This window comes from Streptomyces sp. NPDC037301 (genome assembly GCF_055602785.1).
The window spans coordinates 178,681-195,906 of the sequence record NZ_JBVJWD010000013.1 but is presented as its reverse complement, the minus strand read 5'-3'; the positions used below and the strand labels follow the sequence as shown (position 1 = coordinate 195,906).

Below are 17,226 nucleotides of genomic sequence, written 5' to 3'. Positions count from 1 at the left end.
GGGACCACCACACCACACACCCCGCACGACGAACCCACCTGGAAAACCCGATGAGCAACACCTGGTACGACCGCCTCGACATCTCCGAGGCCCTGGAAGCTGGCGGCTGGATCGCCGACGACGAGAACCCGCTGGAGATCCTGCGGAAGAACGGCGCCGTCTGGGCGATCAGCAACAGCAGCGGCGACTCCCAACTGGACGGTCCCGGCGGCTGGTCCATCTCGTTCCCGTCGGACGTTCCGGTCGTGGTCGTCGTCGCCACGTGCCTTGCCGCAGCCGGGGACTCCTTCGTCCCGCTCGCGACCGTCACCAAACTGCACCCCACCCCGTGACATGCCGGACGCCCGCCCCGGGTCGTAGCCGGGGCGGGCGCCGGACCACTCCACCACACACCCCGAAGGAGATCCACATGCCGTACCCGCAGTTGCTCACCCCGGAAGAGAAGCTCAGCCAGGGCAAGGCCGCCCTCGGCATTCGTGACGTTGTCGTCCTCTGCGGCAGCATGCGGTTCGCCGACGCCATGGCCGAGGTCGCGATCGAAGAGTCCGTACTGCGTGGCGCCCTGGTCCTGAAGCCCGACTGCAACATGAACGTCGAGCACCCACTGTGGGCTGACCCGGTGGAAGCGGAGGCGCTGAAGGTGCGCCTGGACGACCAGCACCGGCAGAAGATTCGCCTCGCCGACCGCGTGATCGTCGTCGGCGACTACATCGGGGACTCCACCCGCGCCGAAATCGCCTACGCCCGCGAGTTGGGCAAGCCGGTCCGGTTCACCCACCCCGAGGTCGACCCCTCGACCGAGGAGCCGACCCGGTGAGCATCGTGTCCCTGCCGATCCCTGTCGTCGTCACCCGGCACCAGTGCCCGTTCTGCCGCCGCTACACCCGGGCCGATGCTAAGCGCATCGAAGACCACATGACGCGCTGCGGGAAGAACCCAGCGCTGCGAAATTGCAAGACCTGCGAACACCACCTGCCCGCGTACCAGGGAGAGTCCTGCGAACCCGGACGGCACTGCCACTGCGCCGAGTACCCCGAGGCCTGCGACATCAGCGCCGATCCGGAAGGCGCCACCTTCCCGATCTCTGACTGCCCGCAGTGGCAGCCCGCCGCCTGATCCGGTTCCCGCCACCCACACACAGGAGCACGACATGACCGCCCGCCTACGCGACGCCGCACAGCGCGCCCTAGAAGCTCTCGACGACCTGATCGCCAACACCACCGACCCCGGCGTCGAAGCACTCGGCGCCCGGTCCGAGCTGGCCACAGCGCTGAGCAACACCAGCCCGGAGGTGGCCCGGCAGATCCTCGACACCACCACAACGGAGGCCGAGGCCGTAATCCAGCCCCTGACCACCGAGCACTCGTACCGGCTGGAGCACCGCTACTCCGGCTCGACCTGGAGGGAGTGGACGCCCGGTATCGGCACCCAGTCGTCCTACGCGGTCCGCGCGAAGGCTGACCAGCAACTTGCCGAGGCGCGCGAGCGGTGGCCGCAGTACAAGCACCGCATGGTCACCATCACCACCACCGTGACCGAGAACGTCACCACCGCCCCCGCCGTGAGCGAGGAGACGACCCGATGAGCGCCGAGACGTACCGCGCGATCCGCTGCGACCGACGCGACAGCACCGACGAGCGGTGCGACACCGAGTGGAGCCACCCCACCAGGGTCGACACCTTCGCCGAGCTCCGCCGCCACCTGGCCGAGCGCGGCTGGACCCGCCGCGCCGACCGCGACCTCTGCCCCGACCACGCCACCGAGGAGTCGACCCGATGAGCGACCGCACCCCCAACCCGCTGACCGTCCTGGACGACCTCGAACGCGACTGGGCCGCCACCTGCCAAGCGGCCCCAGGCCGGGACCGCCGCCTCGACGCCCTCCACGACGAGGGGCTCATCACCCTCGCAACACGCGCCGGAATGACACCAGCCGACGCCGCACGCGCCGTACACCGCGCCCGCCGCACCCTCGAAGGGGACACCCGATGACCGACCGCAAGCAGCTGCTCCACCTCGTCGACCGCGCCCGACGCGGCAGCATCCTCCCCGCCGAAGCCGACGCCCTCGCCGCCGGGATCACCGAGCTGAGGCAGGAACTAGCCGACGCCGCTGGGGAACTCACCGAAGCGCGCGAGCACAACGACCGCACCTGTGAGGCCGTCGCCGGACGCGACCGGGCCGAGGCCGCCATCGAACGCGTACGGAAGGTGGCCACCCACTGGGCCGTCCTCCGCGCTTACGGAGGCGCCGCCACCGAACTCCGTAAGGCACTGGACGAGAAACCAGCCGAGACGGCACCCCTCGCCCACCAGAGCACGGAGCAGCAGGCCAGCGACTCGACAGGGGTGGACGAACCCGCCCTCGACCAGCCGCAGCAGCCGACCACCACGGAGGCATGACATGACCCGGATCTTCTATGACACCGAGTTCCTCGAAGACGGCAAGAGCATCGAACTCATCAGCATCGGCATGGTCCGTGAATCCGACGGTGCCGAGCTGTACCTCGTCAACCGCGACATGCCCGTCAAGCGGATCAAGAAGCACCCGTTCCTGTCCAAGCACGTCTGGCCGTCGCTCCCCCGTCTGCGCGGTGACATCCACATCGCTTACCGCGACCCGCTGGATAAGGCGCACCACGCCGTCCATCCGCTCCCCGAGATCGCAGCCCGTGTCCGCCGGTTCATCACCGACACCACCAATGCTGAGCTGTGGGCCTGGTACGGCGCCTACGACCACGTCGCCCTTGCCTGGCTGTACGGGCCCATGAGCGACCTGCCCAGCGGAATCCCGATGTGGACCAACGACCTGAAGCAGGAAGCCGAACGGCTCGGCAACCCCCAGCTGCCCGAGCAGCCCACCGGCGTCCACAACGCTCTGGCCGACGCCCGGCACAACCTGGTCCGCGCGCGCTTCCTCGACGCACTGGCCGAGCAGCAGCCCACCCTCTGACCCACCGCGAACCAGTACCCCGCGAACGGAAAACCGCCCCGTGACCACCGAGACAGCCATCTGCGCCGAGTACTCGGCCCAAACCACCGACCACCCGCCAATCGGGCCGTGCGTCCTCCGCCCCGGCCACCTCGGCCGCATCCACCAGGACGTACGGGGCGTGCAGTGGGCGACCGAACCAGACACCGAGCAGCACGCCAACTCGCCGGACAAGCCGATCGACACCGCCCAGGAGGCCGCCCGGCGAGATGCCGCTGAGAACTACCCGCTGCCGTTCTTCGTCCCCAGCACGCCAGTGGAGTACTGCGGCGCCCTCTCTTCGCCGATCTTCGACACGGCGCCCACCGAGTGCGTGCTGCGCCCTGGCCACTCCGGCAGCCACGCCGACAACCGTGGCGGCCGCTGGCGGTACACCACGGACGAGGCCACCACAGGCTGCGACTCCACTGACAACCTCCAGGCCCGGCTGCACGCCGCGATCAGGGCGATCGGCCGCGCCGAGGAAGAGATCGCCGACCTCCGGGGCGAACTCGGCTTCCGCGACCAGACACTGGCCAACCAGCGGGGCGCACACCTGAACCTTCAGAAGGACTACCAGCGGGCCCTGCGCGGCGTGTACGCCGTACAGCGCGTGCGTGCCCTCGCCGGACGGTGGGCAAAGTACGGCAGCGCCGACCTGCACACCGCCGCCAGAATCCTGCGTACCGAAGTCCTCGACGAGCAACTGGACGAGGCCCTGGCCCCGCCGTCCGACATCACCCCGGTCGAGCTGACGGCCAGCGACCTTGCCCAGGCCCTGGACGACGCCCGCGAGAAATCGGGATACGCACTCGACCTCTCCCCAGGGTGCGCGGAAGCCATGGCGGAACGGCTGCTGGAAGTGCTGCACATCAGCCGGCGTACCGACACCCCGGCCGCGGCCGACGTCGGGCTCGAAGCCAGAGTCACAAGTCAGTGACATCCCGAGCGAGCAGCGGCGAGCACCGGCAACCTGCTGTTGATCAAATCCACCCCACCCCCCGAGGGAAGACACCGCATGTTGAAGCGCATCGCATTGAGCCTGCTGCCGGTCGTGTCCGCTGGCTTGCTTGCTTTCGTGCCCTTTCTGTACCTGCTCCTCACTCGGAAGGCTCGTAAGGACCGGGGTCTGTTCGCGGCTTTCACGGCCGCGACCGTGATCGAGGTCGTGATGCTCCTCCTCGTTGGCACCGACAAGGTTGAGGGGGTCCCCGATTTCCTTGGCGGCGTCTACATCGTGGCCCTTGCCGCCGTGGCCGCGATCATGGCCTGGATTGAGCTCAAGCCGGGCAAGGAAGCCGCCGCGCTCCCGGGCGCCGCCTATCTGTGATCAAGACATTGTCCTGCTGTCACGATGACGAGGCAGCCGCCGGTCTCGTCACCCACCGCGGTGGAGGCTACCGCCGACCACGTTGAGCAGGCGCAGGCCGGTGACATCCGGGCTGTCAGCCCTTGCGACATCACCGCCGAGGCCGCCACCGAACGCATATTGCCCGGAACGCTTCAAGCGTCCCGGGCAATATGCGTGAGCGGCAGCGGGCAGGCTACCGAGAAAGTCGCAGGTCCCAGCCGTCTCCGGTGCGGTTCAGGGTGGGGGTGTAGGTGGCGGGGGCGGGGCGGCCGGCCTCTTCCCACTGCTTCAGCCATTCGCGCAGGACGGCCAGGGACGGGGAGTCGGGGGCGTCGGCGAGGATCGTGCCGTCCTGCTGGATGACGGCGGCCGTCGTGGTGGTGGTGTGGCCGATCGACCACAGGTCCGGGGTGAGCCCGGCCATGGTGAGCCGGTGGTCGCCGAGGGCGGCGGCGAAGGTCCGCCACGACGGCAGGTCGATCTCGTCACCCTGGTACGGCTCGGTGTGGGCGTCCTTCAGCAGTCGGTCCAGTGTGGTGCGGGCGCCGGTGTGGAGGTGGTCGTCCTTGCCGCGCCAGGCGATGGAGATCCAGGAGGGGGCGGGGACGCGGTTCTCCCAGTCCACCCACCGGCCGGGCAGGTCGAGGTCGGTCTTGGGCGAGCGGGTGGCCTCGATGTATCCGCCGGTGAACACCTCCTCGACCGATGGCTCGCCGCCGGTGACGCGGATCTTGGCGACGACGGTCATGTTGGGCACGGCCGCGATCGGGAGCGGGGCGACGATGAGGCCGCCGTCGACGACCTGGTCCACCCACGCCGTGGGCAGCCACGGCGGGGTGCACCAGGCCACCATCCGGTCGTAGGGGGCCCGCTCGGGGAAGCCGACGGTGCCGTCGGCGGCGTGGCAGCGGACATGGTCCAGTCCCCGCTGGTGGTGGATGAGGGCCGCCCAGCGGGTCAGGTAGGTGTCGATGTCGAGGCTGGTCACCGTGCCCAAGGGGCCGACGAGCTCGGCGAGCAGGGCGCCGGAGTAGCCGGAGCCGGTGCCGAACTCCACAACGTTCATGCCCGTCTCGACGCCCAGCGTGGACAATTCGCGATGGATGACGACCGGGTTCGAGCGGTGCGGGGTGGCGCCGCGGCCTTCGTGGTGGGTGTAGTGGCGCTCGGGGACGGTCTCGGCGGCCAGGGCGACGGGGCTCACGGTTCACTCCTTGGGAGTATGGACGGGCACGGTGTTCTTAACCGCGCCGGATGGGTGAGGACACGCACCCCCGCGCGGGGCGGCGGTCAGATGGTGAGCGCGGTGTGGTGGTGTTGTCTGTCAAGTTTGTGTGTTCCGATCTTCGACGGATGAACGGGCGTTGTCTGACGGTCGCTGAAAGCGTCTGACAGGGGCTAGTGTGGATGTATGGGTGAGGGCGAATGTGTCCCGGGATCGGCCGCAAGCCTTGAAGGCACGGCGGAAGATTTGGCAGCCGCGTATGTTCGGCACGCTTTTCTTTCAAGACTGCAAAAGGTGATCGACGAACTTCCCGCAGGTAGCGTGGACACCCTCACCCTCAGCCTCCATCCCGAGACGGTGGACGCCCTTCGCTTTGATCACGAGTTGTCTGATGGCGTCTTGCTTGGCGGGCATCGATGGGATCTTGCGCTTGCTGTTCGTACTCAAGACGACCATGGTGATGCCACCCCCTTGGAAGCACGGCTACTGCTTCAGCTGAAGCATGTTCGTGAGCTGGGCCGAAGCTCGGAGTTTCAAAGCAGCCTCCGTACTGCCTTCGCTGTCGCGCATGCACGCCAGCCGACTTTGCCTGGTCTTGATGATCTTGAGGCTCCTGGCGTCGAGGCTCGGGACCGAGCCCTCCTGGTGAGTGCAGCGATTCTCGAAGGGGTCCGTCCCGAGAGACTCAGCCATCTGCGCGACCGCATTGCCGAGTTCATGTCCGCCACCGAGGTTCCCATCAGGGCTTTGAGAAATCCCGGGAAGGTCTTGGGTGAGCTGGCGGAAAAGGGTGAAGTCGCCCGCGTCACTAATCACGGCAAGATCGTGGGCTGGCTCATGCCGGCGACAGAGGCCGAGCAACACCTCGACGACTTGTTGATGCATGGGCGTCTGCGGCGTGGAACGCCTGCTCCGATCGAGCCGATTGACATCGACGGGCTGGAGCGGCCGCTGAGCGAGGCCCTAACTGAGGCGCGCGACAGGGAGCGCAGTTGATCTATCTGGACTCCTGCGCGCTGGTCAAGCTCATCGTCCTGGAGAAAGAGACCAACGCCTTGGTCACCTTCCTCGAAGCGCGCCCCCAGCAAAGGCATGTCACCTCGGAACTCGCCGTGACTGAGGTCATGCGAGTAATCCGGCGAGCCCGTTGTGGCCCTCAAGGACAGGCCCTTCTGGACGAGCCGACGTTCAGCCGACTCCTGGCAGCCGCCGAGAAGCGTCTCAACGCGACTGATCAGCTGACTGTCGACACCACTGTCCTCAAGGCGGCTGGGGCTCTTGAGGAATTCAACATCCGGTCTCTGGACGCGATTCACCTCGCCAGTGCGCTGGTCCTCGGTCCTTCGCTGACCAGCTTCGTCACCTATGACGACAGGCTTCGTGGTCATGCGGAGAACCGCGGGCTCCAAGCGATCTCACCCTCCTGACCAGGTAGTCCAGGACCTCGGCCCGAGGCGCCGATCGGGCCGAGGTCAGCAGCAAGGTGATCGTTTGGTCAAGTGGTGCGGTGGAGGGGAATGACGTTGTCCGGGACGGCGCCCCGGGGAGGCCCGTCGACCTCCAGAACCAACTCACCGGCCGACACCACGAGCGGCTGGCGAACGCGACCGAGCCTTGAGCCCCGGGGGCGGGGCGCGCCCATACCCGGCGCCCTACAGTGCCGGCGGAGTCCACACGTCCGGCCCGCCGCCGCGCCACTCGATCAGTCCGGATCGCTCGACGTCCACCTCGTCCAGCCCGGCCCGGCGCAAGAACTCCACCAGGTCACCCAGGCCGTACGCCAGCCCGAGGACCTCCCCGTCCACCCGCACCCGGCGCCCACCCGTGGGACTCGGCGGGGACACGATCACGCGGAGGACGGCCATACCCCCACCCTCCACCGCCCCCTGCCCGGACGCACCCGGACACCGTCCGGACAGGGCAGCACCCGGCAGGGCAGGCCCATGACGGCGCCTTCGCTACGCCTGCGCCACGGGCAACTGCCGTCGCGTTCCGCCCCGCGCGGTGTCCACGAGGAGGGCGTGCGCACCGGAGCGTGCACCCGGTGCGCCCTGCCTTGCCGACAAGATGTCGGTATCTACTCTCGGCATGACCGCACCCACGAGACCACGAGTACCGGCAACCGCCCCCCAGGGGGTCAACCCGAGCCGAGCGCGACAGGCCGTACGCGACCTGTACGCCAGGCCCACACTCGTCCCCGCGGACCTCAGCGCCCCGCTCCTCGTCCTGCCCCGCTCGCAGGATCCCGGCCCGGACGGGCTGCCCGGCGCTGTGCCGCTGGAGGAAGTCCCGCAGACTGTGGAGCGCTGGGCCCGGCTTGGGATCCGGGGCGTGAAGCTGTTCGCCTTTGGCCACGACCGAGACGCCCAGGGCACCGCGGCTTTCGCCCCCGGCAACCGCATGGTCCGCGCCATCGCCGCGGTCAAGGACACCGACCCGGGCATGGCCGTGACGACCGAGGTATGCGGCTGCTCCTGGACCAACCACGGTCAATGCATCCTGCGGACCACCGGCGGCGACATCGACCTCACCGCGACGTTCCACCTGATGGAGCAGATGGCCGTGCTGCACGCCGAGGCCGGAGCCGACGTCGTCTCACCCACCGCGATGCTCGACGGATCGGTCCGCGCCGTACGCAACGCCCTGGACAACGCCGGACGGTGGGACATCGGCGTGAACCCCAACCTCGCCATCCACACCACCCTGTACGGCCCCTTCAAAGAGCTGATGAAGACGAACCCCATCGCCGGGAACCGCCGCGGCCTCCAGCTCGAACCGGGCCGCGCCGACCGGGACACCCTCGTCCAGGCCCACCACTGGATCAACGAGGGCGCCGACTCATTGACGCTCCAGCCCGTGATGAGCGCCGTCGATGTCCTTACCCGGCTCCGTGACAGCCAGCAGGTGCCGCTGGTCGCCTACTCGACCTCGGGGGAATGGCCGGCCCTGCGCGCCCTCGGCACCGACGGGATGACGGAGTACACCGCGATGCTCAAGCGGGCCGGCGCCGACAACATCCTCACGTTCGCCGCCGAGCAGGTGGCCACCTACCTGGAGGACACCCGTGGATGACCGCCCGTACTTCCGCCCGGCCGCCCTCGACAGCATCCTGATCGACGCCGCCGAGCTCGGGTTCGCCATGTCCTGTGAGGACCGGACCGGCTCGCTCCTCGCCACACTCGCCGCATCCAAGCCCGGCGGTTGCATGGTCGAGCTCGGCACAGGCGTCGGCGCGGGCGCCGCGTGGCTGCTCCACGGCATGCGCCCCGGCACACACCTGACCAGCGTCGAGATGGGCGCCGCCCGCCAGGCCGTCGCCACCAAGCACCTCGGTCACGACCCGCGCGTCACCTTCGAGACCGCAGACGCCGACAAGTGGCTCGACGCCTACAACGGACCGCCGCTCGCCCTCGCCTACGTCGACTGCCGACCCGGGAAGTTCCACCGCCTGGACGACCTCCTCGACCTGCTGGAGCCGGGCGGCCTCTACGTCGTCGACGACCTGCTGCCGCAACCCACTTGGCCCAACGATCACCAGCCGCGCGTCGACGACTTCCTCGCACAACTGCCCGGTCACACCAACTTGCTTGGCACCTCGGCGACATGGGCATCAGGGCTTCTCGTCGGGGCCCGTATCTGACGGTCTATCGTGGGCGGCATGGCCACTGATCTCATTCGTATCGTGTCCCGCGACTCGCCCATGGCGCTCGCCCAGGTTGAGCGCGTCCGCGCCGAGCTGGCCGCGCTCCACCCCGGCATCCGTACCGACGTCGTCCCGGTCAAGACGACCGGCGACAAGTGGATGGGCGACCTCAGCGCGGTCGAGGGCAAGGGCGCGTTCACCAAAGAGGTCGACCAGGCGCTGCTCGCCAGCGAGGCGGACCTCGCCGTGCACTGCGTCAAAGACGTCCCCGCCGACCGGCCCCTGCCCGCCGGGACGACGTTCGCGGCATTCCTCAAGCGCGACGACATCCGCGACGCCCTCGTCCACCCGGCCGGACTGCACCTCGACCAGCTTCCGGCCGGCACCCGGATCGGCACCTCGTCCGTACGGCGTATCGCGCAGCTGGCCGCCTCGCACCCGCACCTGGACTGCGTACCGATGCGCGGCAACGCGAACCGGCGTCTGGAGAAGCTCGCCGCAGGGGAGGCCGACGCGCTGCTCTTGGCCGTCTCCGGCCTGGAGCGCATCGGCCGCACCGACGTGATCACAGAGGTCCTGTCGCCCGAGGTGATGTGCCCGCCGATCGGCGCCGGAGTCCTGGCCCTCCAGTGCCGCGAGGGCGACACGGAGCTCATCGACCTCGTGAGCGGCCTCGGTGACCCCGCCACCCACCGCGAGACGACGGCCGAGCGCATGTTCCTCCACGTCCTGCAGGGCCATTGCAACAGCCCGATCGCCGGATACGCCCAGGTTGAAGGCAACGGCGAACTCTCGCTGCGGGCCAAGGTCTTCACGCCCGACGGGAAGACGGTCCTCAACGCACACGAGTGGGCTGAGCGCCTCGACCCGGCGACCCTCGGCACCTCTGTCGCCGTTGCCCTCCTGCGCCAGGGCGCGCGCGAACTGATCGACGGGATCGCCCACTGAGCCACCGATACGGGACTCACCCCGCCCACCCGACATCGCGTACCTCAACGCCATCGAGGTAGGACACGAAGGAGACCCAGCACCAGGCCCCGAAGGCATCGGCGACCTCCTCGCCGCTCGGTGCCGGCCACCGCTCCGGACACGCAGCGACCTCGACGCACAGGTCCTGCACCGCCGCCCGCGCCTTGTCGGACGGCAGCTCGGTCATGACCTCCGCGGCCAGCCACTCCAGCCGTACGTTCCGCATCCCGCACCCCCGTGATCGACAGGGACAGCACGCTATGGCTGGGCAGCCGTTCCTGCCGGGGCCTGTGGATAACTCCGTGGCGCTACTCGCGTACGCGGGTAACCGTGACGGTCGCATGTCTGGTCGTTCCTGCCAGCACCTCCACCAGCAGCCCCCGGTCGCACGTCGTGTACGCCTCACCCCCACCGGTCCAGGCCGCGGCGCCCGGCTCGGAGGCGACCAGGGCGGCAGCAGCATGGAAGCGCACCGGGGCGCTCAGCCGCCGCGACAGCGCCACCCGCCCGTCGGGGAGCTCGACCGCGAGATGCGTCGGTCGGGCCGGATGGCCCACGTACCCGACGACCGGGCAGTCAACGGTGTCGGCATGCCGCAATTTCCGCCACCCGTACCGACCGCTGGGATAAGGCCCATCCAGCGACTTGATCACCAAGCCTTCGATGCCCTGCTCCCGAAGGGCCTCCCACCAGACGCGCGCCTCGTCGGGATCGGTCGTCATCGGCGTCGGCTGGATCGGCGGCTCACCGGACACCTCAGCCAGCAGCAAGGCACGGCGCACAAGATACGGGCGCGACCGCACGTCGCCCTCCTCGGGATGCTGTAGAAGGTCGAACGCCACGAACGTGGCCGGCAGGTGCTTGGCGAGCACATACGCCCTTGCGTGGCCGCTGGCCGCCCGCTGCTGCACTGCACTGAAGTCCAGCCGCCCGTTCCGGTAGATGACGATCTCGCCGTCCAAGATCACCCCGGGACGGAGCCGCATGGAACCGACCGCCAGGTCCATCCACGCTGATGTGATCACCCGGCCCGTCTTCGACCGCAGAACAGCCGTCGACTCGGTGCGCTCCACCGTTGCCCGGTGGCCGTCGTACTTCGGCTCGTACGCCAGGCCCGGCAATGTGGGCAGGGTGTCGACGGCCTTCGCGAGCGCGACCGCGATCGGCGGATCCATACGACCAGCGTGCGACGACGCACCCGCTACAGCAGCCCAAGCGCGGTATCCGGACGACAGAGCTGGCAGGCCAAAGCGCTGTCCTCAGCAAGCAGACCCACGGCCTGATCACGCGAAATGGCCTTGACCCGGGTACCGGACGGACGACAAAAGCCCTGATGCACACCGATCGCACGCCGACCCTCGCCAATGCCCTGCTCGACCACCCAGTCCGGAGGCGGGGGCGGAGGCCGACGCTCAGCGAGCGCGGCCTGGCGCTGCTCCTCCTGCTCGATCCAGCGGTCAGTCTGGTCAAGCTGGCGCTGCTGGACACGGCGGAGGAAGCGGAGCTTCTCCAATCGCGACACTGACTCTTCGGACACATGTTCGAGTCTACGAGCGGGATGTCCGCATAGCGCGATGCCCCCGCTCATGAGGGGCTGGGAGGTAGTGGCAGCCGAACTGCGTGGACGACCGCCCGGCCCGTTTCACGCCCTGTCCGACGCCGTGGAGGCCACCGCGCGGACGGCGATGGCCGCGATGTCGTCGTCCAGATGGTCTTGGCTGTAGTGGACCAGGTCGTTGTGCAACTGCTTGAGCAACCGGGACGGGGAGTCCGTGTCCCACTGTCCCGCGTGCTTCACCAGCGGGAAGAACGCGCCGGTGCGGTCGCGGGTCTCGGTGACGCCGTCGGTGTAGAGCAGCAGCTGATCCCCGGCGGCAAAGGAGACGGTGTCGATGCGGTAGTCCTCCCCGAGCAACGCGCCCATGTTGATGGGCGGCGAGGAAGCCGTGGGGGTGACCTCGCGGACCGCTCCCGCGTGGAACAGCAACGGAGGGGGGTGTCCGCAGTTGACGATTCCGACGGCCGATCCGTCGTCGGGAATCTCAGCGAGCACGGCCGTCGCGAAGGACTCCGTGTGGTCGCCGGGAAGCAACGCGGTGTAGCGGCCCATGCTGACGTCCAGCCGGTGTGCCAGCCGTGCCAGGTCCGGCTCGTCGTACGCGAATTCCCGGAAGGAGCTGACGATCGCTGAGGCCATGCCGACCGCGGAGAGACCCTTGCCGCGCACGTCTCCGATGACCAGGCGGACGCCGCGGACTGTCTCCAGTGCTTCGTAGAAGTCGCCGCCGACGCGGGCCCGGGCCGCGGCGGCCAGGTACAGGGCCTCGAGGTCCAGCCGGCCGAGGCGGTGCGGCATGGGGCGCAGCAGGACTCTCTGGGTCGTCTCGGCTACGGAGCTGACCTCGGCGAGGGCCTGCTCCCGCTTCTGGCGCACATGGCTGGCGCAGGCAGCCGCGGCGGTGGCGCCCACGATGACCACGAGGGTGAACAGGTGTGTGTACGAGTTCTCGCCCACATGGGCGAAGGTCACGGCGACCACTGCGTCGATGGCCGCAGCGAGCACGCCGATGGCCACCGTTCCGGCCACTGGCCACACCGCGGCGGCGAAGGCGGGGGCGAGTGGGAGAAAGCGGCTGAAGTAGAGATGACTCGGAGTTGCGAAGGACAGCACGGCGATAATGGCGGTCAGCGCCAGAGGCACCAGGAACGTCAGCTCCTCCTGGAGACTGCCCGCACGACGCCGGAATCGACCGGAACGGTTCACACAAACAGCCTATATAGGTGATTGCGGGCGAACCGGTCAGGCGCAACGCCCGCACCACGAACCCACCGCCGCCCCGGCCCGGGATAACCCCCACCCGCCTGATCACGCAAAATCGCCTTGCCCCAGGTGCACAGCGCGATGCCCCTTCTCGGGGCGCCATATGGCCGCGCCTCGTCGCCCGGACACTATCCAGACAGGGTTCAGCGCCCCCCCGCTGAATAAATCTGAACATCCCTGAACAACCCTCTGGACAGCAGGAAGCCCCCTGCCGTCGGAACGGCAGAGGGCCAGGACACAGCACCCCAAGGGCGATCAGCGCCGCACGTCCGCGCCACGCCGCCCCGACTGGGTATCAATCCGGGCGATCTCCACCCTGGCCTTCGCGAGCACCGCGGTGAGCGCGACGACACACACGCTTCCGATCGCGATGACCAGCCCAGCAGTTCCGCTCACGGTTCGGTCCTTCCACTCTTCGGTGGCCCGGCCCAGAACCAGCGGCGATGCTCAGGCTACGGCGGTTGCCCCAGCTCCCGGACCGCACCACCCGACATCGCGGACCTCAAGCCCGTCCGCGTAGGCAACGACGGACACCCAGCAGCGGGAACCGAACACGTCGGCCACCTCCTCGCTGCCGGGGGCCGGCCACCTGGTCGGGTCCTGCAGCACTTCATCGATCACGGCCTGGACCTCGTCCCTGGCCTGGATGGTGGGCAGTTCGGCGACGGCCTCGGCGGCCAGCCACTCCAGCACGACACGCATCAGCGCCTCCTCAAGTCGGCAGGCGAGCACCGTACGCGCGACGACGACCAGCCCCGCCCGACCTGTGGATAACACCGTCAGTCGGTGAAAGAGCCGTCCATGCGCCGCTGATGACCACCCAGCAGGTGCTTGCACTGCGGGCAGTGCCGCATCGTGCCCCGCTTCACCGCCAACGAGATCCCCACCGTGCACAGGTGCATGAAGCCCACGGCCAAGCTTTGGACCATCCGGGCCAGCCCCGGCTTCGTACACGTCCCACAGTCCCGACACCCACTACTCATTGCGCCCCCTCGTCGTCCGACCCGAAAAGTCGAAACCTACCTGCATATCGACAGCCTGCGGCCACTTCCCGGACAACCTGCCGGATTCCTCAACGGGAGCCCCGCCGCGGGCGATACGGTCCAACACCGTGCGATACACCTACCGCTGCGACGCCTGCCGCCTCACCTGGGACGAGCAATCCGACTTCTACCTGGCCGAGGCTGACCGGAAGAAGCACCGACGCCGGACCCACGAGGGCGCCAGGCCGGACGACCAGATCATCGAAACCCCCGGCCCCCTCAACCACCTGAGCGAAGCCGCCTGGGCCGGCCTGGAAGTCACCGTCCGGGGGATCTACCGTGGGCTCACCTCGAAGGCGTTCAAGGAGATGCAGCAGACCGAGTGGTTTCGGCAGGCGGGGATACTCCTTGGCAGCGGGGTCCTGATCGTGATGGTCGTCAACTGGATCACCCGCTGACCCGGGCGGTGTACCGCTCGCTGGCCTCGTGCGGGAGTGACGGAGCCCCGGCCGGCCGACGGGGGCGGCCGACCGGGGCGTGGGCCCGCCCGCGGCCGATCGGCGTGATGGCAGCCGCGGGCGGGAGTCAGTTGCGCCACGTCGTCCCCGGCCGGTCCCACGATGGGCGGGTGTAGGGCGTGTAGTGGTCGCCCTTGTGCCCGGGCGGGAGGGTGCACCGCGCGGCGGTCTTCGGATTCATGTCCCAGCAGCAGTGCGTGATGCGGTCCGTCGATTCCGTCTTCATCAGCGGGCCTCCCGCCAGGCGCGGCCGAGCTGGACCCTCGTGGGGCAGGTCTTCCCGGCTCGGCAGGCCGCGCAGATCAGGGTGTGGTCGAGGAGCGTCTTGTACGCGGCATCGGGCGAGGGTTTCTTCAAGGTGGTCACTGGCGGCCTTTCCAGCAGGTGGGGCAGCAACGGGGAAACCAGCGGCAAGAGGTGCCGTGCGCGTTTACCGGGCGCGGCCCGAGGTCATGAGCCGCCGAGTTGGACAAGGGCGCGGCACAGAAGCAGCAGTTCGCGCCGCGCTGCTGCGCGTCGGACAGCGACGCCGGGTCAGGAAGATCAGGCAGAGGTAACGCAGTAGCGGCAGGTGGGGGCATGGTCGGCTCCACATCGGTGGCAAACGTGCACCCGCAGGAGACGATCGGCCACACTTGAGACTGTTCCGACAGGACGACGGCCCCGGCCGGAACAAGGCCGCGAATGACGGCGCCGCAGTGCCAGCAAGCCGCGCCGTGGAGGCGAGCAATGCTCACCGGCCCTTCGACGAGCACAGGGGTGGTCATGGGGCCCCTCCTCTCTACCTGTGTGATGCGGACAGGTAGATCGTGGGGCCTGGGAAGAGGCACAACTGCTACAAGGTGTAGCAGTCCGTCAGACGGCGCCGATCCAGTGAGCGAAATGCGACAGGGACTCAGCGTCGGCGCGGTGAAAACGTCGCAGGCTGCCAGCGACATCCCGCGCCCACGGATGCTCGCGGGTGTGCTGGGGAGCCACTGCTCGGGCTACCTTGAGGCTCTCGAAGGCATCTGCGGGGAGACCTGCCCAGCTCTGCGCGCGGGCGAGCTCGATGTAGAAGCCGCTGCGGCGCTCGGCCGGCAGAGTGGCGGGCGGCTTCCACTCGGTGGCAACTCTCAGCGCGCGGTCGACGTGTCCGGGGCCGAGGCTGACCGCGACGGACACCTCGTGGATGCGGACGGAATCCGGGCCGAACGTCGTGCCAAGGTAGACGCGTTCGTCCGCCACCTGGTCGCCGAGCTCGCGAGCATGCCTCAGATGAATGTCCGCCGCATCCGCGTTTCCGGCGCGGCCAGCGATGACAGCGGCCCGCATGTGCAAGGCGCCGCGCGCCGCTGCCTCAGTGCGCCCGGTGGGTGGCGGGGCAATGTCAGCGGCCTGCTCAAGCGCAGAGAGACCGATCGTGTGGGTGCGGGCGGCAAAGAATGTCTCCGCACGAACATACGATGCCGCCGCCTGGACGAGAGGATCAGCGGAGCGGTCGGCTGCCCAGCGCATCAGGTCGATGAGCCGGGCGGACAGGTCGTGGGCGCCGTACTTGAACGCGATCGCGTCGGCGGTGCGGGCGGCAGCGGCCAGCATCCGGGCAGCGTCCTGGTGGTCGGTGCTGCGTGCAGTGTGGACCTGCCGAATGGCGTCATTGAGAAGGCCGGGGATCTCCACCGCGATCCGGCCGTACTGGGCGCCGAGCCGCCAGCCCACCGCCGCGTTGACCCCGTCCGTCAACTCGCCTGACGTACGGGACGGTAGACCCTGGGGAATGTCGTATCCGGCGATCGCTTCCGACAGGGCGGGCAGAGCACAGTGGACGCGTCGCTCGGTGCCGACATACCCCGTGCGTAGCTGCGTGGCGTCCACCTCAAGGGCAGCGGCGATCGCTTCGAGCACCTCGTCGCTCGGCCGCCGCGCCCCACGCTCGACGGAGCGAATGGTGGCGTAGGAGACGTGGGCTGCTGCGGCCAGGCCGGTCTGGGTGAGGCGGCGCGCGCGGCGGCGGGCGGCGATACGCTCACCGACCTCGTGCGGGGAGTCGGCGGACATGATCTGACCGTACCCACACAGTGACGGTGCGGGTACGGATTCGGAATCGTCGGCTACTCGTTGACAATCGCGGGCAACTCCATGAGGGAGTCGACCACCCAGTCTGCTGTTTCCCATACCTGTGGGTCGGCGGCCCACAAGTGCCCCCACGGCCCGCGACGGAGGTGCACCGTCCGAAGCCCAGCCGCGCGGGCCGGAAAGGTGTCGTTCATGGGGTGGTCACCGACGTAGACGGTGTCCCACGCCATGGCCTGGGAAGCGTCGAGGACCCGTGCGAAGAAGTCGGGCGACGGCTTGGCGCACCCCCACTCCCCAGAGGTGGCGATGAAGTCAGCCGGCAGATCCAGAGCCCGGAGCAGCTGCCCCGCCTTCACGTTTTGGTTGCCCGCAATGACAACCCGGACACCGAGCTCCTGCAGTGCAACGAGCGCAGGTCGCACGTCCTCGTACAGGTCGGTCTCGTCAAGGTACTCGCCGCGACCGGCAGCTTCCCTGGCGGCGTATTCGGCTGGCACGTCGATGCCCGGACGGAGGAGGCGGAGAGCTTCTGCATTGTCGAGGCCCTGGGCGGTGACGGCGCCGACGAGCGCGGACAGGGTGTGTCTGGAGACGCCCAGCCAGTCGGCCCAGGAAGCCCAGTAGCGGTCATCCCGGACGAGGGTTTCACCGATGTCGAACACGATCGTCTCAATCACGCGGCGAGCCTA

General features: G+C 68.8%; 29 protein-coding genes. 17 read left to right on the top strand and 12 right to left on the bottom strand.

Annotated elements, in window-relative coordinates; genetic code table 11:
- The first annotated feature begins 50 nt into the window (after positions 1 to 50).
- The 10 genes from ACZ7IB_RS22265 (at position 51) to ACZ7IB_RS22220 (ending at position 4,299) form a co-directional block, all read left to right on the top strand.
- Positions 51 to 332 carry a hypothetical protein gene (locus tag ACZ7IB_RS22265; RefSeq protein WP_470914905.1) on the top strand — a complete coding sequence of 94 codons (282 nt, stop codon included), beginning with the start codon at positions 51 to 53 and terminating at the stop codon, positions 330 to 332.
- A gap of 77 nt (positions 333 to 409) precedes the next feature.
- Complete coding sequence (locus ACZ7IB_RS22260; RefSeq protein WP_470914903.1) at positions 410 to 817, top strand: hypothetical protein; 408 nt, start codon at positions 410 to 412, stop codon at positions 815 to 817.
- Positions 814 to 1,116, top strand: coding sequence for a hypothetical protein (locus ACZ7IB_RS22255; protein WP_470914901.1), 303 nt, complete (start codon positions 814 to 816; stop codon positions 1,114 to 1,116). Before ACZ7IB_RS22260 ends, ACZ7IB_RS22255 begins: the two co-directional genes overlap by 4 nt.
- A 34-nt stretch (positions 1,117 to 1,150) precedes the next feature.
- Positions 1,151 to 1,585, top strand: a complete 435-nt coding sequence (locus ACZ7IB_RS22250) for a hypothetical protein (protein ID WP_470914899.1) — start codon at positions 1,151 to 1,153, stop codon at positions 1,583 to 1,585.
- Positions 1,582 to 1,779: a hypothetical protein gene (locus tag ACZ7IB_RS22245; RefSeq protein WP_470914897.1), complete on the top strand. Its 198-nt coding sequence runs from the start codon at positions 1,582 to 1,584 to the stop codon at positions 1,777 to 1,779. Before ACZ7IB_RS22250 ends, ACZ7IB_RS22245 begins: the two co-directional genes overlap by 4 nt.
- Positions 1,776 to 1,991 carry a hypothetical protein gene (locus ACZ7IB_RS22240; RefSeq protein ID WP_470914895.1) on the top strand — a complete coding sequence of 72 codons (216 nt, stop codon included), beginning with the start codon at positions 1,776 to 1,778 and terminating at the stop codon, positions 1,989 to 1,991. The genes ACZ7IB_RS22245 and ACZ7IB_RS22240 overlap by 4 nt, the downstream gene beginning before the upstream one ends.
- Positions 1,988 to 2,401, top strand: coding sequence for a hypothetical protein (locus tag ACZ7IB_RS22235; protein WP_470914894.1), 414 nt, complete (start codon positions 1,988 to 1,990; stop codon positions 2,399 to 2,401). The genes ACZ7IB_RS22240 and ACZ7IB_RS22235 overlap by 4 nt, the downstream gene beginning before the upstream one ends.
- Before the next feature lies 1 nt (position 2,402).
- The gene (locus ACZ7IB_RS22230; protein ID WP_470914892.1) at positions 2,403 to 2,951 is read left to right on the top strand and encodes a hypothetical protein; all 549 of its coding nucleotides are present in this window, start codon (positions 2,403 to 2,405) and stop codon (positions 2,949 to 2,951) included.
- 40 nt (positions 2,952 to 2,991) lie between these two features.
- A complete protein-coding gene (locus ACZ7IB_RS22225) occupies positions 2,992 to 3,909 on the top strand; it encodes a hypothetical protein (RefSeq protein WP_470914889.1) in 918 nt (305 codons plus the stop codon).
- A gap of 78 nt (positions 3,910 to 3,987) precedes the next feature.
- The gene (locus ACZ7IB_RS22220; RefSeq protein WP_470914887.1) at positions 3,988 to 4,299 is read left to right on the top strand and encodes a hypothetical protein; all 312 of its coding nucleotides are present in this window, start codon (positions 3,988 to 3,990) and stop codon (positions 4,297 to 4,299) included.
- 214 nt (positions 4,300 to 4,513) lie between these two features.
- Here the strand turns inward: ACZ7IB_RS22220 and ACZ7IB_RS22215 are convergent, their stop codons facing one another.
- Positions 4,514 to 5,524, bottom strand: a complete 1,011-nt coding sequence (locus ACZ7IB_RS22215) for a protein-L-isoaspartate O-methyltransferase family protein (protein WP_470914885.1) — start codon at positions 5,522 to 5,524, stop codon at positions 4,514 to 4,516.
- A gap of 207 nt (positions 5,525 to 5,731) precedes the next feature.
- Here ACZ7IB_RS22215 and ACZ7IB_RS22210 point away from each other — a divergent pair, with 207 nt between their 5' ends.
- Positions 5,732 to 6,541 carry a hypothetical protein gene (locus tag ACZ7IB_RS22210; RefSeq protein ID WP_470914883.1) on the top strand — a complete coding sequence of 270 codons (810 nt, stop codon included), beginning with the start codon at positions 5,732 to 5,734 and terminating at the stop codon, positions 6,539 to 6,541.
- Positions 6,538 to 6,972 carry a type II toxin-antitoxin system VapC family toxin gene (locus ACZ7IB_RS22205; RefSeq protein ID WP_470914880.1) on the top strand — a complete coding sequence of 145 codons (435 nt, stop codon included), beginning with the start codon at positions 6,538 to 6,540 and terminating at the stop codon, positions 6,970 to 6,972. The genes ACZ7IB_RS22210 and ACZ7IB_RS22205 overlap by 4 nt, the downstream gene beginning before the upstream one ends.
- Positions 6,973 to 7,197: 225 nt before the next feature.
- Here ACZ7IB_RS22205 and ACZ7IB_RS22200 read toward each other — a convergent pair whose 3' ends face one another.
- Positions 7,198 to 7,410, bottom strand: coding sequence for a hypothetical protein (locus ACZ7IB_RS22200; RefSeq protein ID WP_470914878.1), 213 nt, complete (start codon positions 7,408 to 7,410; stop codon positions 7,198 to 7,200).
- Positions 7,411 to 7,633: 223 nt separating this feature from the next.
- Between ACZ7IB_RS22200 and ACZ7IB_RS22195 the strand changes: the two genes are divergently transcribed.
- From ACZ7IB_RS22195 to hemC, 3 genes are read left to right on the top strand one after another with little or no spacing between them, the layout of a single operon-like run.
- Positions 7,634 to 8,617, top strand: a complete 984-nt coding sequence (locus ACZ7IB_RS22195) for a hypothetical protein (RefSeq protein WP_470914877.1) — start codon at positions 7,634 to 7,636, stop codon at positions 8,615 to 8,617.
- A complete protein-coding gene (locus ACZ7IB_RS22190; RefSeq protein WP_470914875.1) occupies positions 8,610 to 9,185 on the top strand; it encodes an O-methyltransferase in 576 nt (191 codons plus the stop codon). Before ACZ7IB_RS22195 ends, ACZ7IB_RS22190 begins: the two co-directional genes overlap by 8 nt.
- 18 nt (positions 9,186 to 9,203) lie before the next feature.
- Positions 9,204 to 10,136, top strand: coding sequence for a hydroxymethylbilane synthase (gene hemC, locus ACZ7IB_RS22185; protein ID WP_470914872.1), 933 nt, complete (start codon positions 9,204 to 9,206; stop codon positions 10,134 to 10,136).
- Positions 10,137 to 10,152: 16 nt separating this feature from the next.
- Here hemC and ACZ7IB_RS22180 read toward each other — a convergent pair whose 3' ends face one another.
- The 3 genes from ACZ7IB_RS22180 to ACZ7IB_RS22170 form a co-directional block, all read right to left on the bottom strand.
- Positions 10,153 to 10,383, bottom strand: a complete 231-nt coding sequence (locus ACZ7IB_RS22180; protein WP_470914869.1) for a hypothetical protein — start codon at positions 10,381 to 10,383, stop codon at positions 10,153 to 10,155.
- Between the two features lie 82 nt (positions 10,384 to 10,465).
- Positions 10,466 to 11,332, bottom strand: coding sequence for an ATP-dependent DNA ligase (locus ACZ7IB_RS22175; RefSeq protein ID WP_470914867.1), 867 nt, complete (start codon positions 11,330 to 11,332; stop codon positions 10,466 to 10,468).
- Between the two features lie 26 nt (positions 11,333 to 11,358).
- Positions 11,359 to 11,496 (bottom strand): DUF6233 domain-containing protein, encoded by a 138-nt coding sequence (locus ACZ7IB_RS22170; RefSeq protein WP_470914994.1) that lies wholly within the window; start codon positions 11,494 to 11,496, stop codon positions 11,359 to 11,361.
- Between ACZ7IB_RS22170 and ACZ7IB_RS22165 the strand changes: the two genes are divergently transcribed.
- Entirely contained in the window at positions 11,491 to 11,682 is a 192-nt protein-coding gene (locus tag ACZ7IB_RS22165) for a hypothetical protein (RefSeq protein WP_470914996.1), read from the top strand. The genes ACZ7IB_RS22170 and ACZ7IB_RS22165 overlap by 6 nt on opposite strands.
- A gap of 117 nt (positions 11,683 to 11,799) precedes the next feature.
- On the opposite strand, the gene ACZ7IB_RS22160 is transcribed toward ACZ7IB_RS22165, so the two are convergent.
- From ACZ7IB_RS22160 to ACZ7IB_RS22150, 3 genes are all read right to left on the bottom strand, one after another.
- Positions 11,800 to 12,921 (bottom strand): PP2C family protein-serine/threonine phosphatase, encoded by a 1,122-nt coding sequence (locus tag ACZ7IB_RS22160; RefSeq protein WP_470914866.1) that lies wholly within the window; start codon positions 12,919 to 12,921, stop codon positions 11,800 to 11,802.
- Positions 12,922 to 13,233: 312 nt separating this feature from the next.
- Positions 13,234 to 13,374, bottom strand: a complete 141-nt coding sequence (locus ACZ7IB_RS22155; RefSeq protein WP_470914862.1) for a hypothetical protein — start codon at positions 13,372 to 13,374, stop codon at positions 13,234 to 13,236.
- Positions 13,375 to 13,425: 51 nt separating this feature from the next.
- Positions 13,426 to 13,755, bottom strand: coding sequence for a hypothetical protein (locus tag ACZ7IB_RS22150; RefSeq protein ID WP_470914860.1), 330 nt, complete (start codon positions 13,753 to 13,755; stop codon positions 13,426 to 13,428).
- A gap of 334 nt (positions 13,756 to 14,089) precedes the next feature.
- Between ACZ7IB_RS22150 and ACZ7IB_RS22145 the strand changes: the two genes are divergently transcribed.
- Positions 14,090 to 14,419, top strand: coding sequence for a hypothetical protein (locus ACZ7IB_RS22145; protein ID WP_470914856.1), 330 nt, complete (start codon positions 14,090 to 14,092; stop codon positions 14,417 to 14,419).
- 127 nt (positions 14,420 to 14,546) lie between these two features.
- Here ACZ7IB_RS22145 and ACZ7IB_RS22140 read toward each other — a convergent pair whose 3' ends face one another.
- From ACZ7IB_RS22140 to ACZ7IB_RS22125, 4 genes are all read right to left on the bottom strand, one after another.
- Positions 14,547 to 14,705 (bottom strand): hypothetical protein, encoded by a 159-nt coding sequence (locus ACZ7IB_RS22140; protein WP_470914854.1) that lies wholly within the window; start codon positions 14,703 to 14,705, stop codon positions 14,547 to 14,549.
- Positions 14,705 to 14,845 carry a hypothetical protein gene (locus tag ACZ7IB_RS22135; protein WP_470914851.1) on the bottom strand — a complete coding sequence of 47 codons (141 nt, stop codon included), beginning with the start codon at positions 14,843 to 14,845 and terminating at the stop codon, positions 14,705 to 14,707. The genes ACZ7IB_RS22140 and ACZ7IB_RS22135 overlap by 1 nt, the downstream gene beginning before the upstream one ends.
- Positions 14,846 to 15,334: 489 nt before the next feature.
- Complete coding sequence (locus tag ACZ7IB_RS22130; RefSeq protein WP_470914848.1) at positions 15,335 to 16,519, bottom strand: helix-turn-helix domain-containing protein; 1,185 nt, start codon at positions 16,517 to 16,519, stop codon at positions 15,335 to 15,337.
- A 53-nt stretch (positions 16,520 to 16,572) separates the two neighbouring features.
- On the bottom strand, positions 16,573 to 17,211 hold the full coding sequence (locus tag ACZ7IB_RS22125; protein WP_470914992.1) for an HAD family hydrolase: 639 nt from the start codon (positions 17,209 to 17,211) through the stop codon (positions 16,573 to 16,575).
- Positions 17,212 to 17,226: the final 15 nt, after the last annotated feature.

What these genes read in the sequence shown, in the direction of transcription:
- ACZ7IB_RS22265 (WP_470914905.1), top strand. Translation starts at nt 51, where the DNA reads ATGAGCAACACCTGGTACGACCGCCTCGACATCTCCGAGGCCCTGGAA.
- ACZ7IB_RS22260 (WP_470914903.1), top strand. Translation starts at nt 410, where the DNA reads ATGCCGTACCCGCAGTTGCTCACCCCGGAAGAGAAGCTCAGCCAGGGC.
- ACZ7IB_RS22250 (WP_470914899.1), top strand. Translation starts at nt 1,151, where the DNA reads ATGACCGCCCGCCTACGCGACGCCGCACAGCGCGCCCTAGAAGCTCTC.
- ACZ7IB_RS22245 (WP_470914897.1), top strand. Translation starts at nt 1,582, where the DNA reads ATGAGCGCCGAGACGTACCGCGCGATCCGCTGCGACCGACGCGACAGC.
- ACZ7IB_RS22240 (WP_470914895.1), top strand. Translation starts at nt 1,776, where the DNA reads ATGAGCGACCGCACCCCCAACCCGCTGACCGTCCTGGACGACCTCGAA.
- ACZ7IB_RS22235 (WP_470914894.1), top strand. Translation starts at nt 1,988, where the DNA reads ATGACCGACCGCAAGCAGCTGCTCCACCTCGTCGACCGCGCCCGACGC.
- ACZ7IB_RS22230 (WP_470914892.1), top strand. Translation starts at nt 2,403, where the DNA reads ATGACCCGGATCTTCTATGACACCGAGTTCCTCGAAGACGGCAAGAGC.
- ACZ7IB_RS22220 (WP_470914887.1), top strand. Translation starts at nt 3,988, where the DNA reads ATGTTGAAGCGCATCGCATTGAGCCTGCTGCCGGTCGTGTCCGCTGGC.
- ACZ7IB_RS22210 (WP_470914883.1), top strand. Translation starts at nt 5,732, where the DNA reads ATGGGTGAGGGCGAATGTGTCCCGGGATCGGCCGCAAGCCTTGAAGGC.
- ACZ7IB_RS22200 (WP_470914878.1), bottom strand. Translation starts at nt 7,410, where the DNA reads ATGGCCGTCCTCCGCGTGATCGTGTCCCCGCCGAGTCCCACGGGTGGG.
- ACZ7IB_RS22195 (WP_470914877.1), top strand. Translation starts at nt 7,634, where the DNA reads ATGACCGCACCCACGAGACCACGAGTACCGGCAACCGCCCCCCAGGGG.
- hemC (WP_470914872.1), top strand. Translation starts at nt 9,204, where the DNA reads ATGGCCACTGATCTCATTCGTATCGTGTCCCGCGACTCGCCCATGGCG.
- ACZ7IB_RS22180 (WP_470914869.1), bottom strand. Translation starts at nt 10,383, where the DNA reads ATGCGGAACGTACGGCTGGAGTGGCTGGCCGCGGAGGTCATGACCGAG.
- ACZ7IB_RS22175 (WP_470914867.1), bottom strand. Translation starts at nt 11,332, where the DNA reads ATGGATCCGCCGATCGCGGTCGCGCTCGCGAAGGCCGTCGACACCCTG.
- ACZ7IB_RS22165 (WP_470914996.1), top strand. Translation starts at nt 11,491, where the DNA reads ATGCACACCGATCGCACGCCGACCCTCGCCAATGCCCTGCTCGACCAC.
- ACZ7IB_RS22140 (WP_470914854.1), bottom strand. Translation starts at nt 14,705, where the DNA reads ATGAAGACGGAATCGACGGACCGCATCACGCACTGCTGCTGGGACATG.
- ACZ7IB_RS22130 (WP_470914848.1), bottom strand. Translation starts at nt 16,519, where the DNA reads ATGTCCGCCGACTCCCCGCACGAGGTCGGTGAGCGTATCGCCGCCCGC.